This window comes from Paracoccus zhouxuedongae, assembly GCF_041927815.1.
In the GTDB taxonomy this organism is placed as follows: Bacteria; Pseudomonadota; Alphaproteobacteria; order Rhodobacterales; family Rhodobacteraceae; genus Paracoccus.
The window spans coordinates 215,954-230,464 of sequence record NZ_JBHFHM010000002.1 but is presented as its reverse complement, the minus strand read 5'-3'; the positions used below and the strand labels follow the sequence as shown (position 1 = coordinate 230,464).

The window sequence follows — 14,511 nt, the reverse complement described above, 5'->3', positions numbered from 1 at the left end:
ACGGGGGATGACATCATGCAGGATCTGGCCAAGGACATCTGGTTTCCAACCGATCGGGTGCTGATCGGCGGGCGGTGGCAGGCACCGCTGGGCGGCGAGACGCTGGCGCTGATCGACCCCTCGACCGGCGCGGGGCTGTGCGCCATCGCGCGCGGCACCGGCCCGGATATCGACGCCGCCGTCGCCGCCGCGCAGGCCGCGCGGGCGGGCGACTGGGGGCGGCTCAGCGCCACCGAACGCGGGCGGCTGATGCAACGCATGTCCGCCCTGGTCGAAACCCGCACCGAAGCCCTGGCCCGGATCGAGGCGCGCGACGTCGGCAAGCCGCTGTCGCAGGCCCGCGCCGACGCCCGCGCCCTTGCCCGCTATTTCGAGTTCTACGCCGGGGCCGCCGACAAGATCATGGGCGAGACCATCCCCTATCTGGATGGCTATACGGTCTGGACCCTGCGCGAGCCGCATGGCGTCACCGGCCATATCGTGCCCTGGAACTATCCGATGCAGATTCTGGGCAGGTCGGTCGCGGCCGCCCTGGCGATGGGAAACGCCTGCGTCATCAAACCGGCCGAGGAGGCCTGCCTGACCGCGCTTGCCTTGGGCGCGCTGGCCATCGAGGCGGGCTTTCCCCCCGGCGCGGTCAATATCGTGCCTGGCCTGGGGGCCGAGGCCGGGGCGGCGCTGGCCAGTCATCCCGGCATTCAGCACCTGTCCTTTACCGGATCGGTCGCCACCGGCGCGCGGGTGCAGGCGGCTGCGGCCGCGCAGGCGGTGCCGGTCACGCTGGAACTGGGCGGCAAGTCGCCGCAACTGGTCTTTGCCGATGCCGATCTGGACCGCGCGCTGCCGTTCCTGCTGAACGCCGCCGTCCAGAATGCCGGGCAGACCTGTTCCTGCGGCGCGCGCATCCTGGTGCAGCGCCCCCGGTTCGATGAGGTCGCCACCCGGCTGGGCGCGCGCTTTGATGCGCTGCGGGTCGGCCCGGCGCTGGCCGATGCCGATCTGGGGCCGCTGATCTCGGCCCGCCAACAGGCGATCGTGCAGGATTTCGCACAATCGGCGCAGAGCCTGACGTTGGCGGGCGAAGGCCGGGTGCTGGACGATGCCCCGGCGGGTGGCTTTTACGTCACGCCGCGCCTTTACACCGGGGCCAGTCCCGATCACCGGCTGGCGCAGGCCGAAATCTTTGGCCCGCTGATCGTCATCCTGCCCTTTGACGACGAGGTCGAGGCAATGGCGATTGCCAATGGCACCGATTACGGGCTGGTGGCCGGGGTCTGGACCGCCGATCTGGGCCGCGCCCTGCGGCTGTCGCGCGGCCTGCGCGCGGGTCAGGTGTTTCTGAACAACTATGGCGCGGGCGGCGGGGTGGAACTGCCCTTTGGCGGTGTCGGCAAGTCCGGCCATGGACGCGAAAAGGGGTTCGAGGCGCTGTATGGCTTTTCCACGCTCAAGACCGTCGCGGCCTGGCACGGTCCGGTTGCCGCCAGCGCGCCAAGCGCCTAGATTGGCGGCAGTCACGAAAGGGCCGGCATGACCAGCGACACCACCGACAGCAACTATCAGGTTCTGGCGCGCAAATACCGGCCCGAGACCTTTGCCGATCTGGTCGGCCAGGACGCGATGGTGCGGACGCTGAAAAACGCCTTTGCCGCCGACCGTATCGCCCATGCCTTCATCCTGACCGGCATTCGCGGCACCGGCAAGACGACCACCGCGCGCATCATCGCCAAGGGGCTGAACTGCACCGGCGCGGACGGCACGGGCGGGCCGACGACGGAACCCTGCGGCGTGTGCGATTCCTGTCGCGCCATTGCCGAGGGCCGCCATGTCGACGTGCTGGAGATGGACGCCGCCAGCCGAACCGGCGTGGGCGACATCCGCGAAATCATTGATTCCGTTCACTATCGGGCCGCCAGCGCGCGCTACAAGGTCTATATTATCGACGAAGTTCACATGCTGTCGACCAGCGCCTTCAATGCGCTGCTGAAAACGCTTGAGGAACCGCCCGCGCATGTGAAGTTCATCTTCGCCACGACCGAGATCCGCAAGGTGCCGGTCACCGTTCTGTCGCGCTGCCAGCGGTTCGATCTGAAGCGGATCGAGCCTGAGGTGATGATCGCCCTGATGCGGCGCATCGCCGGGGCCGAGGGCGCGGCGATCAGCGATGACGCGCTGGCGCTGATCGCACGGGCCGCCGAAGGTTCGGCACGCGACGCGACCAGCCTTCTGGATCAGGCGATTGCCCATGGCGCGGGCGAAACCACCGCCACCCAGGTGCGCGCCATGTTGGGGCTGGCCGACCGGGGCCGGGGTCTTGACCTGTTCGACATGATCCTGCGCGGGCAGGCGGCCGAGGCCCTGTCGGAACTGGGCGCACAATATGCCGATGGCGCCGATCCGATGGCGGTGCTGCGCGATTTGGCCGAGATCACCCATTGGGTCAGCGTGCTGAAGGTCAGCCCCGAGGCGGGCGACGACATCACCCTGTCGCCCGATGAGCGCGCGCGGGGTGTGGCGCTGGCCGCGGCTGTGCCGATCCGGGTGCTGACGCGGATGTGGCAGATGCTGCTGAAAGCCATCGAGGAGGTCAGCCTGGCCCCCAATGCGATGATGGCGGCTGAAATGGCGCTGATCCGGCTGACCCATGTCGCCGATCTGCCCGACCCCGAGCCGCTGATCCGCCGCCTGCAACAGATCCAGTCCGAGGGTGGCCCCGCCCCCCGTGCTGCCCCCGCTGGCGGTGGTGGCGGCGCGCGCGCCATGGCCCAGCCGCAAGCCGCGCCCACAGCCGCCCCGCGCGCGATCCGCGCCCCACAAGGCGGCGGCGCGACCGCCCTGGCCACCCAGCCCGCCGGGGATGCGCTGGCGCTGACCCATTACGCGCGCTTTGCCGATGTCGTGGCGCTGCTGGGCCGGATGAAGGAATTGCGGCTGTTGCTGGACGTCGAAACCTATGTCCGGCTGGTGCGCTACAGCCCCGGCCGGATCGAGTTCGAGCCGGCCCCTGGCGCGCCCGACAGCCTGGCCGGTAGCCTGCGCGACACGCTGCAACGGCTGACGCGCGCGCCCTGGGGGGTGTCGGTGGTGGCGCAGGGCGGCGCACCGACCCTGGCCGAGGAAGCCGCTGCCGAGCGCGAGGCTGCGCGCGAGGAGGCCATGCAGGACGACCGCATCCGCGCGATTTTCGAGGCCTTCCCGCAGGCGCGCATCCACCAGATCCACCTGCCCGAACCCGATGAGCCTGTGCAGACCCCCGCCCCCGACAGCGCCGAAACCGCGCCCGAGGCCTGGGATCCGTTTGAAGACGATACCGACGACTGACACCGCAAAGGAGACCCGATGTTCAAGGGACTGGGCGCCATGGGCGACATGGCCAAGATGATGAAGGCCGCCAAGGACATGCAGGCCAAGATGACCAAGCTGCAAGAGGATCTTGACGCGACCATCGTCCAGGGCGAGGCCGGCGCGGGCCTGATCCGCGCCGAGGCCACCGCCAAGGGCGAGCTGGTCAGCCTGAAGATCGACCCCTCGATCTTTCAGGCCGAGGACAAGGAGGTTGTCGAAGACCTGATCCTGGCCGCGATCAAGGATGTGCAGCGCCGCGCCGCCGAACATACCGCGCGCGAAATGGGCCGCATCCAGACCGAATTGGGCCTGCCCGCCGACATGAAACTGCCGATCTGACCGGGCATGACGCGCGAGGCCGACGATATAGAGGCGCTGATCGGGCTGATGGCCCGGCTGCCCGGCCTTGGCCCGCGATCGGCCCGGCGCGCGGTCCTGCATCTGATCGCCCGGCGCGGCGCGCTGATGGCACCCTTGGGTGCGGCGATCAGCGATGTCGCCGGGCGCATCCACGACTGCCCCACCTGTGGCAACCTGACGCTGGATGCGACCTGCGCCATCTGCGCCGACCCGCGCCGCGCCACCGGCGAGATCTGCGTGGTCGAGGATGTGGGCGATCTGTGGGCGATGGAGCGCGGCCAAGCCTTTCGCGGCCGCTATCACGTTCTGGGCGGGCTGCTGTCGGCGCTGGACGCCATCGGTCCCGAGGATCTGGGCATCCCGCGCCTGATCGCCCGGCTGCGCGACGAGGCCGTGACCGAGGTAATCCTGGCGCTGAACGCCACTGTCGAGGGCCAGACCACCGCGCATTACATCGCCGATGCGCTGTCGGGCAGCGGCATCCGCATCACCATGCTGGCCCAGGGCGTGCCGATCGGCGGCGAGCTGGACTATCTGGATGACGGCACGATCCAGGCCGCGCTGCGGGCGCGCAAGGCGGTGACTTAGGGCATCTGAGGGGCTTTGCCCCTCGAGGCCATTGGCCCCTCAGCCCAGAATACTACGTCCAAGAAGAAAGGGCGGTCGGTGCCGCCCGGCGTCAGCCCATGCGTTCGCTGGCATAGCCGCCGGGGCTGGCGGGGAAGACCACGGTGCGATTGCCGTTCAGGAAGGTGCGACGGTGGATATGGGCGTGGATGGCGCGCGCCAGCACCTGCGCCTCGACGTCGCGGCCCAGGCTGACGTAATCGTCGGGCGACTGGGCATGGGTGATGCGGACCGTATCCTGTTCGATGATCGGGCCTTCATCCAGATCGGCGGTCACATAATGCGCCGTCGCCCCGATCAGCTTCACCCCGCGTTCATAGGCCTGCTTGTAGGGGTTCGCGCCCTTGAAGCTGGGCAGGAAGGAATGGTGGATGTTGATGATCCGCCCCGAATACTTCGCGCACATCTGATCGGAGAGGATCTGCATATAGCGCGCCAGCACAACCAGATCGGCGCCGGAGTCCTCGATCACAGCCATCAGCCGCGCCTCGGCCTCGGGCTTGTTGGCGGCTGTCACCTTGATGTGGTGAAAGGGGATGTCGTGGTTCACCACCACCTTCTGATAGGTCAGATGGTTCGACACGACGCCCACGATGTCGATCGGCAGCGCCCCGATGCGCCAGCGATACAGCAAGTCATTCAGGCAATGGCCGAAGTTCGACACCATCAGCAGAACCTTCATCCGCTCGGAGGCGTCGGCCATGTGCCAATCCATGCCAAAGCCCTGCGCCACCGGTTCAAAGGCCGCACGCAACGCCGCCAGCCCCGCCCCCGTTTCCGACACGAACGACACGCGCATGAAGAACCGGCCGGTCTGCACATCGTCATATTGATGCGCATCGGTGATGTTGCAGCCGTTGTCGGCCAGCACATTGGCAATCGCCGCGACAATCCCGCGACGCGAGTTGCAGGCAACGGTCAGAACAAAGGCGGTCATTCGGTCCCCCGGTTTTGCTGCTGTCAGATTGCCCAAGCCGGGCCGCGATCATTGCCCGAAGGCGACGGGCGGGCGCGCGAAGGCGACCTCAGATCTGCTTTTCGGGAATATGCACGACCAGCCCGTCCAGGCTGTCGTTGACCTTGATCTGGCAGGTCAGACGCGACCGCGCCGGATCGGGCTGCCAGGCGAAATCCAGCATGTCCTCTTCCATGGAATCCTTCGGCGGCACGCGGTCAAGCCAGGCCGGATCGACATAGACATGGCAGGTGGAGCAGGCGCAGGCGCCGCCGCAATCGGCGTCGATCCCCGGCACGCCGTTGTCGCGCGCGCCCTCCATCACGGTCATGCCGGGCTTGACCTCGACCTCGTGACGGGTGCCGTTATGTTCGACATAGGTGATGCGGGCCATGCGTTGCTCCTTGAAACGACCTTGGGGCGATGTAGGGCATCGGCCCCGCGTTGAAAAGGGCACGACAAAGGTCGCGCCCTGTTCTTTCTTGCCCAAATACGCCTGGGGCGCGGGGGGGCGCGGAGGGCAGCGCCCCCCGCCCTTGACCCTTACTCGACCGGCAGCGCGACAAAGCGCGGCTCACCCGCGCGGCGCACCAGCACCAGCAGCGACTTGCGCCCGGCCTCTTTCGCCTCGGTGATGCGGGCCTGAAGATCGGCCATGCTGGTCACCGGCTGCTGGCCCGCCTCGGTGATGACATCGCCCGCACGGATGCCCTTTTCAAAGGCCGCGCCGGTTTCATCGGCGCCATGCACGACCAGCCCCCTGGCGTCGCTGGGCAGGCTCAGTTCGGCCGCGCTTTCAGGCGTCAGCGGCGCCAGCGTCATGCCCAGAACCTGACCTTCATCGGCGGCGGGCGGGGTCGCGGGGGTGGCGCCTGTCTCACCGGCTTCGGCCAGCTCGCGCCGACCCAGGGTGATCTTCAGGTTCTGGGTCTTGCCGTCACGCAGCACGATCACATCGACTGCCTGCCCCACCGGCGCATCGGCCACGCGCCGCACCAGATCGCGGCTGCTGGACACATCGCCGCCCGCGAAGGACACGATCACATCGCCCGACCGCATCCCGGCCTCGGCCGCCGGACCTTGCGGCACGTCGCTGACCATGGCGCCGCGCGGCTGCTCCATCCCCAGAGCATCGGCCATGTCGGGCGTCACGTCCTGAATCTTGACACCCAGCCAGCCGCGCCGGGTCTCGCCAAAGTCGCGCAACTGGGTCACGACCTTCTGCACCACGTTCGACGCCATCGAGAAGCCGATCCCGATCGAGCCGCCGTTGGGCGACAGGATCGCGGTGTTCACGCCCACGACCTCGCCGTTCATGTTGAACAGAGGACCGCCCGAATTGCCCCGGTTGATCGCCGCATCGGTTTGCAGATAGTCGTCGTAAGTGCCCGACAATTCACGGTTGCGGGCCGATACGATGCCCGAACTGGCCGAAAAACCCTGGCCCAGCGGGTTGCCCATCGCCAGCACCCAGTCACCCACCCGCATCAGATCGGAATTGCCAAAGGGCACAAAGGCCAGCGGCGTCGGGCTTTCCACCTTCAGAACGGCAATATCGGTGGTGGGGTCGGTGCCGACCAGCTTGGCTGGCAGCTTATTGCCACCAAAAAACTCGATCTCGATCTCGTCGGCGCCCTCGATGACGTGGTTGTTCGTCACGATGAAGCCATCCTCGGAAATGACGAAGCCCGAGCCAAGCGCCTGGCTTTCCTGGGTCGGTCCCTGCCCCGGCTGACCGGGTTGGCCCGGCTGCCCCGGCATGCCGGGCATTCCGAAATCGCGGAACAGATCCGAAAACGGCGAGCCTTCGGGGAAGATGCCGCGCGGCCCGGCCGGAACCGACACCTTGGTCGAGGTGGTGATGTTCACCACCGCCGGGCTGACCTGCTGGACCAGATCGGCAAAGGATTCAGGCGCGCCCCGCGCCTCGGCAACGCTGGGCATCACGGTCATGGACGCGGCGGGCAGCCCCAGCGACAGGGCCGCGACCAGCGCGGTGGTCAGACCGAAACGGGCACGATCGGTCACGCGGTTCAGAACGGGGATAAAGGGCAGACGCATGGGCAACTCCGGCATTACAGGCCCCGGCGCGGACACGGCGTCACAGCGATGCGGGGCGGTTCATGTCTTCACCTAGGTTCGCCGGGTTTCAAATGAAAGACAATCGCGTGGCGTCACGTTGATGTGACGCCCGCCCTTCTTTCTTGTCCAAATACGCCGGGGGGTGAGGAGGATCAGGAAACGGTCCGGGGGACCGTGTCCCCGACGAACGCCCGAGGCCCTGGCCGAGGGCAGGGCAGCGCCCCCGCGCGACACTGCCAAACGACAACGCCCCACCACAGGGGCGGGGCGTTGCCAAAGCCTTGATCGGCCGCTTACGGCTGGGTCAGCGGCACATCCGTCGTGACATTTTCGGCGCGCGGCAGGCTGGGTTCCAGCGCCGAGGCCGGCAGCTCGGCCGCAGGCGGCGTCACCGCGCTGTCCTGCTGCTCCTCACCCATCGGCGACTCGCTCACCGCAGGCGGCGGCGTCAGCACCGGAGAGGGCAGCGCCTGCCCGCCGGTATAGTCGCGCAGATAGTCGAAGAACACGCTGTCGGGCTGCATCACGATCGAGGTATCCCCCGCCTTCATCGCCCGCTCATACGAGGTCAGCGACCGGGTAAAGGCGAAGAACTCGGGGTCGCGGCCAAAGGCCTGGGCATAGATCGCGTTGCGGCTGGCGTCGGCCTCACCGCGCACGATCTCGGCCTTCTTGCGCGCCTCGGAGGTCAGCTCAACCACCGTCCGATCGGCGGCGGCGCGCACGCGTTGCGCGGCCTCGCCCCCGCGCGCCACCTCATCGGCGGCCTCGCGTTCGCGTTCAGCCCGCATCCGCGCATAGGTCGCGGCCAGGTTCTGTTCGGGCAGATCGGTGCGGGTCAGACGCACGTCGATGACATCCACCCCCAGGCTGGCGGCGCGTTCGCGGGCCAGATCGCGGATGCGGTTCATCAAGGGCGTGCGGTCCTCGGACAGCACCGTGGTCGAGGGCACAGAACCCAGCACCGCCCGGATCGCATCGTTCAGGATGCCATCCAGACGCGACCGCGCGGTTTCCTCGCCGCCGACACCGGTGGCTTCGCGGAAATCGACGATATTGGTGATCCGCCAGCGTGCGAAGGCATCGACCACCAGACGGCGGTCGTCCAGCGGCGTCACCTCGATCGGCTGGGTCGGCAGCGCCAGGATGCGGTCGTCATATTTCACGACCTCCTGGATGAAGGGGATCTTGAAGCCCAGACCGGGGTCTTCCTTGACCTGCCTCACCTGACCGAATTGCAGCACCAGCGCCTTTTCGCGTTCGTCCACGGTGAACACCGCCGACATTGCCAAGGCGCCCAGCACGAACAGGCCGGGGATCAAAAGTTGTGCGGCACGGGCCATCAGTTCCCCCCTTCGCTGGTGGTGGCGCCGCCACGGCGCAGTTGATCCAGCGGCAGATAAGGCACGACCCCGCCGCCTTGACCGCCCTGGCCGCCTGACACGCCATCCAGGATGACCTTGTCCACATCGCCCAGAACTTTTTCCATCGTTTCCAGATACATGCGGCGGCGCGTGACTTCGGGCGCCTTGATGTATTCGTCATAGACGGCGTTGAAGCGGCTGGCCTCACCCTGGGCGTTGTTCACCACTTCGGCGCGATAGCCCTCGGCGTTCTCGACCAGTTGCGCGGCTTCACCCCGCGCGCCCGCCAGCACCCGGTTGGCATAGGCGTCGGCCTCTTTCTCAAGCCGGTCGCGTTCCTGCTGTGCGGCCTGAACCTCGCGGAAACTGTCGATGACCTCGCGCGGCGGGTCGGCGCGGTTGAAGTTGACGCGCACGATGTTGATGCCCGCGTCATAGCTGTCCAGCGTCGCCTGGACCGCATTGCGCAGATCGCCGGCGATCAGGCCACGGTCGCGGTTCAGGATCGGGGCCAGTTCCGACCGCGCGATGATATCGCGCATGGCCGATTCCGACACCGCGCGGATCGTGTCCTGCGGGTCGGCGATGTTGAACAGGAACTTCGACGGATCGGTGATGTTCCAGACCACCTGGAACTCGACATCGACGATGTTCTGGTCGCCGGTCAGCATCAGGCCGCTGTCCATCGTGCCGCCCTTGCCGGTGCCGATCTCGATCGACCGTTCGGTCGAGACCGGGATCACCTCGCGCGTGACGACCGGCCAGGGCGCGAAGTTCAGGCCCGGCTCGCCCACGCCGACGAAGCGGCCGAACATCAGCTCGACGCTGCGTTCCTCAAGTTTGACCTGGTAAAAGCTGGCGAAGGCCCACAGCACGGCGGCGCCGAGCGCGGCCAGACCGATGGCGCCGCGGCTGAGCATCGGGCCTTGCGGCAGACGCGGGCCATTGCCGCCCGAACCGCCATTGCCACCCTGCCCCGGACGCCCCTTGCCGCCCATCAGCACGCGCAACTGATCCTGACCGCGCCGCATCATCTCCTCGATTTCGGGCGGGATCGGACGTTCACCGGGGCGGCGCGGGCCGCCCGAGGGGTCGCGGTCGGGGTCTCGGTTCGGGTCTCGGGGGTCATTGGGCCGGTCGCGGTCATCGCCGCGATTGCCGCCTCCGCCGCCCCAGGGGCCTTTGGTCATCCGTCTTCCTTTCGGTCAGTCTTCCTCGGTGCAGATCGCAGCCGGGCCGCATCTTGCCACTTGGGCAGGGGGCGGCCCGAAATCAAGTCAAGGGCCTAGCCAAGGCCGGGGTATTCGCGCGTCATCTGGCGCATCGTCACCAATTCCTCGGCCAGGGTGGGGTGCACGGCCATGGTGGCGTCGAAATCGGCCTTGGTCGCGCCCATGGTGATCGCCACGGCGGCCATCTGGATGATCTCGCCCGCCTCGGGGGCGAAGATGTGGCAGCCCAGCACCCGATCGGTCGCGACATCGACCACCAGCTTCAGGCGGGCGCGGGCCTCGGAGCCGGCAAAGGCGCTGCGCATCGGGCGGAAGGCGGTGGCGAAGATCCGGGTGTTGCCGCGCGCCACAGCCTCGGCCTCGGTCATGCCGATGGTGGCCAGCTCAAACGGCCGGGTAAAGACGGCGCTGGCGATCAGGCTGTGATCGACCTTGCGCGGGGTCGCGGCAAAGATCGTGTCGGCAAAGGCGTGCCCCTCGCGGATGGCGACGGGCGTCAGGTTCGCGCGGTCGGTCACATCACCCACCGCAAAGATCGAGGGAACCGCCGTCTGCGACCATTCATCGACGATGATCTGCCCGCGCGCGCCCAGCTTGACGCCGGTGTTTTCCAGCCCCAGATCGGCGGTGTTCGGCACCCGTCCGGTGGCGAACAGCACCGCGTCAAAGACCTGCGTGCTGCCGTTGTCGAAGATCACCCGCAGCCCTTCTGCCGTGCGCTCGATCGCCGCCAGATCCAGCCGCACCCGCAGATCGACGCCTTCCGCCACCAGCTGATCGGCGGCGGCATCGGCCATCTCCGCATCAAAGCCGCGCAGGATTTGCGTGCCGCGATAGGCCTGCACTACCTTGCTTCCCAGACCGGCAAAGACCCCGGCAAACTCGCAGGCGATATAGCCGCCGCCGACGATCAGCAGCCGGTCGGGCAGCCGTTCCATGCCGAACACATCGTCCGAGACCATCGCCAAATCCGCCCCCGGCAGCACCGGGCGAACCGGCCGCCCGCCGGTGGCGATCAGGATGTGCTTGGCGGTGATCGTTTCGTCGTTCACCTGTACCGTGTGATGGTCGACCAGCCGGGCGCGGCCGTCGATCACCCGCACCCCGGCCCCGGTCTGACCGGCACGATAGACGCCCTCAAGCCGGGTCAGTTCCGCATCCAGACGGGCGCGGAAGGCGGGCCAGTCAAAGGCCCCGGAGCTGGCATCGGCCCAAGCGTAGCCGCGCGATTGTTCGGCCCCGGCGCGCGCGCTGGCGGCGAACACCATCAGCTTTTTCGGCACGCAGCCGCGAATGACGCAGGTGCCGCCCATCCGGCTTTCCTCGGCCAGGGCCACGCGCGCCCCGTGCCCGGCGGCGATCCGCGCCGCCCGCACCCCGCCCGAGCCGCCGCCGATGACGAACAGATCGACGTCAAAGCTCATGCCAGAACCTCGCGCGTGGAGCCATCGGCGGACCCCAGAATGGCGCGGCTGGCGATGTTCAGGAACAGGCCGGTTTCCACCACACCCGCCACCGCCAGAAGCCGGTCGGACAAAGCCTGCGCATCGCTGATCGCGCCCAGATGCAGGTCCAGGATCAGGTTCCCCTCATCCGTGCGGATCGGCGCGTCGGCCCCGCGCAGCACCACGTCGCGCCCCTCATATCCCAGCTCATCCAACGCCTTGCGCACCAGCCGCGCGCTGCTTTCCCAGCCAAAGGGGATCACCTCGACCGGCAGCGGAAAGGCCCCCAGCCGCGCGACATGCTTGCTGTCATCGGCAATCACGATCATCCGGTCGGATGCCGTCGCCACGATCTTTTCATGCAAAAGCGCCGCGCCGCCGCCCTTGATCAGTTGCAGGCGGTCGTCCAGCTCATCCGCGCCGTCGATGGTCAGGTCCAGCCGCCCCGCCGCATCCAGCGTCACCGTCTGGATACCGACCGCCGCCGCCAGTTCCGCCGTCCGGCGCGAGGTCGGCACGGCCGTCAGCCGCAGCCCCTCGGCCTTGACCCGCTCACCCAGGGCCGCAACCAGAAAGGCCGCCGTCGATCCGGTGCCCAGACCCAGCTTCATGCCGTCGCGCACCTCGCCCAAAGCGGCGCGGGCAGCGGCATCCTTGGCGCGGTCGGCGGGCGAAAGCGGGCTGGCACTCATGGCGGGTCTCCTGTTGGTTTGGGACGTTATAGGCAGGCTTGCCGCGAATGGGTAGCCGCCGGATGGTCGCGGGCGCGACAATCCCCGTCGTTTTCGCATGGCCGTCCGCGCCCGACTGCGCCATCATGCCGCAAATCCAACGGAGGCCGCATGTTCCTGTCCACCTTCGACATCTTCAAGATCGGCGTCGGCCCGTCCTCGTCGCATACGATGGGGCCGATGGTTGCGGGCGGGCGGTTTCTGGACCGGCTGCGGGCGTCGTCCTTTCATCCGCGCGGGCTGCGCGCCGGGCTTTACGGATCGCTGGCCTTCACCGGCAAGGGCCACGCGACCGACCGCGCCACGATCCTGGGGCTGGCAGGCTTCCTGCCCGAAAGCTATGACGCTGCCGAGGCCGAGGCCGCCCTGGCCGCCAACCGCGACAGCAAGACCCTGACCCCGCCCGGCCTGGGCGAGCTGGCCTTTGATCCCGATGCCGATCTGGTGTTCCACTATGATGCGCCGCTGCCCGGCCATGCCAATGGCATGGTGCTGATGGCCTTGGACGGTCAGGGCGACGTGATCGCGCAGGAGACCTATTATTCCATCGGTGGCGGTTTTGTGGTCACCGGCGACGAGCTGGCCGAGGCCGCGACAGACCGCAAGGCAGCCACAACGCCCGTGCCCTATCCCTTTGACAGCGCAGCGCAAATGCTGTGGATGGCGCGTGACAGCGGCAAGACCATCGCGCAGATGAAGCGCGCCAATGAACGCATCTGGCGAAGTGATGCGCAGATCGACACCGGGCTGGCGCGGATCTGGGCGGTGATGACCGACACGATCGATCGCGGCCTGTCGCGCGATGGCATCCTGCCCGGCGGGCTGAACATCCGCCGCCGCGCCCGCGCCATCCATGAGGCGCTGGTCGCCGAACGCGGCATGAACCTGAACGCGCCGCATACGATCAACGACTGGATGTCGACCTATGCCATGGCGGTGAATGAGGAAAACGCCGCCGGTGGCCAGGTCGTCACTGCCCCCACCAATGGCGCGGCGGGCGTGGTGCCGGCCGTCATCCGCTATTGGCTGGATCATGTGCCCGGCGCCAGCCGCGCGGGCATTGGCGATTTCCTGCTGACGGCGGCGGCCATCGGCGGCATCATCAAGCACAACGCCAGCATCTCGGGCGCGGAATGCGGCTGCCAGGCCGAGGTCGGATCGGCCGCTGCGATGGCTGCGGCGGGCCTGTGCGCGGTGTTGGGCGGCACCCCCGAGCAAATCGAAAACGCCGCGGAAATCGCGCTGGAACATCACCTTGGCATGACCTGCGATCCGGTCAAGGGGCTGGTGCAGGTGCCTTGCATCGAACGAAACGGCCTGGGCGCGATCAAGGCGGTCAGCGCCGCCAGCCTGGCGCTGCGCGGCGACGGCCAGCATTTCGTGCCGTTGGATGCGGCCATCGAAACCATGCGGCAAACGGGCCGCGACATGCACGAAAAATACAAGGAGACGAGCCTGGGCGGGCTTGCCGTAAACGTGCCGAATTGCTAGCGCAGACGGATCATTCCTGGAGACGCCGATGCGCCTGACCCTTGCCCTGATGCTGTCCGCGCCCTTCGCGCTGGCCGCCTGCACCGATCCCTTCGCCAGCCTGCGCACCGCGCCCGACCCAGCGGCCGAAGCCGCGCCCGCCCAGCCCGCGCCTGTCGGACCGCCGGCGGTGTCGCCGCTGGAACAGCCGATCGAGGTCGCCGTGGGTGAGCAACTGGCCACCGTCGACGGCGTGACCAACCGCAGCCATGGCTTCAAGGCGCAAGGCGCGGGCTGGACCGCCCATGCGGCAGGCAACAGCACGGTGTTCACCAATGGCGGGTCCAAGCCGCGTTCGGTGCGGGTGCGCAAACTGGCCTTCGCGGGCGGCGTCGAATATATCGGCGTTGTCAGCGACCGGCCCTATGCGCTGCGTGTGACCAATGTCGCGTGCAGCGACGGCGCGGGCAGCCATGCCTTTACCGCGCGGATGACGGTGCAGGGCCGCAGCCTGAACGGCTGTGCCGATGCCACGACCGAGAACCCGCCCAAGGCCCCCGCCGCGCCCGGCGTGACCGCCAAGCCAGCCGCCCCGGCCAAGCCGAAACCGGCCACGCCCGCGCCTGCGACGCCTGCGCCCGCCACCCCGGCGCCTGCCACGCCCGCGCCGGCAACCCCGGCACCGGCGACGCCTGCCCCCTCGACCCCGGCACCCGAGACTCCGGCGCCCACCACCCCGGCCCCGGCGACCCCGGCACCCACTACGCCGGCGCCCGCAACCCCGGCGCCCTCAACCCCGGCCCCCACAACGCCGGCACCGACCGGCCCGGTGGTGATCCCGCCGCCGCCCTTCGTGCTGCCGCCGCTGGGCAATCCGCCCAGCATGAACTGATGCAGATG

Annotated in this window: 13 protein-coding genes; 6 read left to right on the top strand and 7 right to left on the bottom strand. The window is 68.2% G+C overall.

Translation table 11 applies throughout. The annotated features are described in order from the left end of the window. Window positions 1-15 precede the first annotated feature (15 nt). The 4 genes from ACEYYA_RS04095 to recR are packed head-to-tail and all read left to right on the top strand — an operon-like array spanning window position 16 to window position 4,293. Window positions 16-1,503 carry an aldehyde dehydrogenase family protein gene (locus ACEYYA_RS04095; protein WP_374797856.1) on the top strand — a complete coding sequence of 496 codons (1,488 nt, stop codon included), beginning with the start codon at window positions 16-18 and terminating at the stop codon, window positions 1,501-1,503. Between the two features lie 27 nt (window positions 1,504-1,530). Further along, complete coding sequence (locus ACEYYA_RS04090; protein WP_374797854.1) at window positions 1,531-3,321, top strand: DNA polymerase III subunit gamma/tau; 1,791 nt, start codon at window positions 1,531-1,533, stop codon at window positions 3,319-3,321. Between the two features lie 18 nt (window positions 3,322-3,339). After that, the gene (locus ACEYYA_RS04085; RefSeq protein WP_374797852.1) at window positions 3,340-3,684 is read left to right on the top strand and encodes a YbaB/EbfC family nucleoid-associated protein; all 345 of its coding nucleotides are present in this window, start codon (window positions 3,340-3,342) and stop codon (window positions 3,682-3,684) included. Between the two features lie 6 nt (window positions 3,685-3,690). Next, a complete protein-coding gene (gene recR, locus ACEYYA_RS04080) occupies window positions 3,691-4,293 on the top strand; it encodes a recombination mediator RecR (RefSeq protein WP_374797850.1) in 603 nt (200 codons plus the stop codon). Window positions 4,294-4,384: 91 nt separating this feature from the next. On the opposite strand, the gene purU is transcribed toward recR, so the two are convergent. The 7 genes from purU to rpiA form a co-directional block, all read right to left on the bottom strand. Then, a complete protein-coding gene (purU, locus tag ACEYYA_RS04075; protein WP_374797848.1) occupies window positions 4,385-5,269 on the bottom strand; it encodes a formyltetrahydrofolate deformylase in 885 nt (294 codons plus the stop codon). Between the two features lie 88 nt (window positions 5,270-5,357). Then, a complete protein-coding gene (locus ACEYYA_RS04070) occupies window positions 5,358-5,681 on the bottom strand; it encodes a 2Fe-2S iron-sulfur cluster-binding protein (RefSeq protein WP_374797846.1) in 324 nt (107 codons plus the stop codon). A gap of 149 nt (window positions 5,682-5,830) precedes the next feature. Beyond that, a complete protein-coding gene (locus ACEYYA_RS04065) occupies window positions 5,831-7,240 on the bottom strand; it encodes a Do family serine endopeptidase (protein WP_374798118.1) in 1,410 nt (469 codons plus the stop codon). 422 nt (window positions 7,241-7,662) lie between these two features. Beyond that, window positions 7,663-8,655 carry a protease modulator HflC gene (gene hflC, locus ACEYYA_RS04060; protein WP_374798116.1) on the bottom strand — a complete coding sequence of 331 codons (993 nt, stop codon included), beginning with the start codon at window positions 8,653-8,655 and terminating at the stop codon, window positions 7,663-7,665. 56 nt (window positions 8,656-8,711) lie between these two features. Beyond that, window positions 8,712-9,923 carry an FtsH protease activity modulator HflK gene (hflK, locus tag ACEYYA_RS04055; RefSeq protein ID WP_374797844.1) on the bottom strand — a complete coding sequence of 404 codons (1,212 nt, stop codon included), beginning with the start codon at window positions 9,921-9,923 and terminating at the stop codon, window positions 8,712-8,714. A 95-nt stretch (window positions 9,924-10,018) separates the two neighbouring features. After that, window positions 10,019-11,389, bottom strand: a complete 1,371-nt coding sequence (gene gorA / locus ACEYYA_RS04050) for a glutathione-disulfide reductase (protein WP_374797842.1) — start codon at window positions 11,387-11,389, stop codon at window positions 10,019-10,021. Beyond that, a complete protein-coding gene (gene rpiA / locus ACEYYA_RS04045) occupies window positions 11,386-12,102 on the bottom strand; it encodes a ribose-5-phosphate isomerase RpiA (protein WP_374797840.1) in 717 nt (238 codons plus the stop codon). The genes gorA and rpiA overlap by 4 nt, the downstream gene beginning before the upstream one ends. 150 nt (window positions 12,103-12,252) lie before the next feature. Between rpiA and ACEYYA_RS04040 the strand changes: the two genes are divergently transcribed. Beyond that, entirely contained in the window at window positions 12,253-13,632 is a 1,380-nt protein-coding gene (locus ACEYYA_RS04040; protein WP_374797838.1) for an L-serine ammonia-lyase, read from the top strand. Window positions 13,633-13,660: 28 nt separating this feature from the next. After that, the gene (locus tag ACEYYA_RS04035; RefSeq protein WP_374797836.1) at window positions 13,661-14,503 is read left to right on the top strand and encodes a hypothetical protein; all 843 of its coding nucleotides are present in this window, start codon (window positions 13,661-13,663) and stop codon (window positions 14,501-14,503) included. The last annotated feature ends 8 nt before the right edge of the window (window positions 14,504-14,511 follow it).

Coding starts and splice junctions, on each gene's coding strand:
- ACEYYA_RS04095 (WP_374797856.1), top strand. CDS start 16: ATGCAGGATCTGGCCAAGGACATCTGGTTTCCAACCGATCGGGTGCTG.
- ACEYYA_RS04090 (WP_374797854.1), top strand. CDS start 1,531: ATGACCAGCGACACCACCGACAGCAACTATCAGGTTCTGGCGCGCAAA.
- ACEYYA_RS04085 (WP_374797852.1), top strand. CDS start 3,340: ATGTTCAAGGGACTGGGCGCCATGGGCGACATGGCCAAGATGATGAAG.
- recR (WP_374797850.1), top strand. CDS start 3,691: ATGACGCGCGAGGCCGACGATATAGAGGCGCTGATCGGGCTGATGGCC.
- purU (WP_374797848.1), bottom strand. CDS start 5,269: ATGACCGCCTTTGTTCTGACCGTTGCCTGCAACTCGCGTCGCGGGATT.
- ACEYYA_RS04070 (WP_374797846.1), bottom strand. CDS start 5,681: ATGGCCCGCATCACCTATGTCGAACATAACGGCACCCGTCACGAGGTC.
- ACEYYA_RS04065 (WP_374798118.1), bottom strand. CDS start 7,240: ATGACCGTGATGCCCAGCGTTGCCGAGGCGCGGGGCGCGCCTGAATCC.
- hflC (WP_374798116.1), bottom strand. CDS start 8,655: ATGTCGGCGGTGTTCACCGTGGACGAACGCGAAAAGGCGCTGGTGCTG.
- hflK (WP_374797844.1), bottom strand. CDS start 9,923: ATGACCAAAGGCCCCTGGGGCGGCGGAGGCGGCAATCGCGGCGATGAC.
- gorA (WP_374797842.1), bottom strand. CDS start 11,389: ATGAGCTTTGACGTCGATCTGTTCGTCATCGGCGGCGGCTCGGGCGGG.
- rpiA (WP_374797840.1), bottom strand. CDS start 12,102: ATGAGTGCCAGCCCGCTTTCGCCCGCCGACCGCGCCAAGGATGCCGCT.
- ACEYYA_RS04040 (WP_374797838.1), top strand. CDS start 12,253: ATGTTCCTGTCCACCTTCGACATCTTCAAGATCGGCGTCGGCCCGTCC.
- ACEYYA_RS04035 (WP_374797836.1), top strand. CDS start 13,661: ATGCGCCTGACCCTTGCCCTGATGCTGTCCGCGCCCTTCGCGCTGGCC.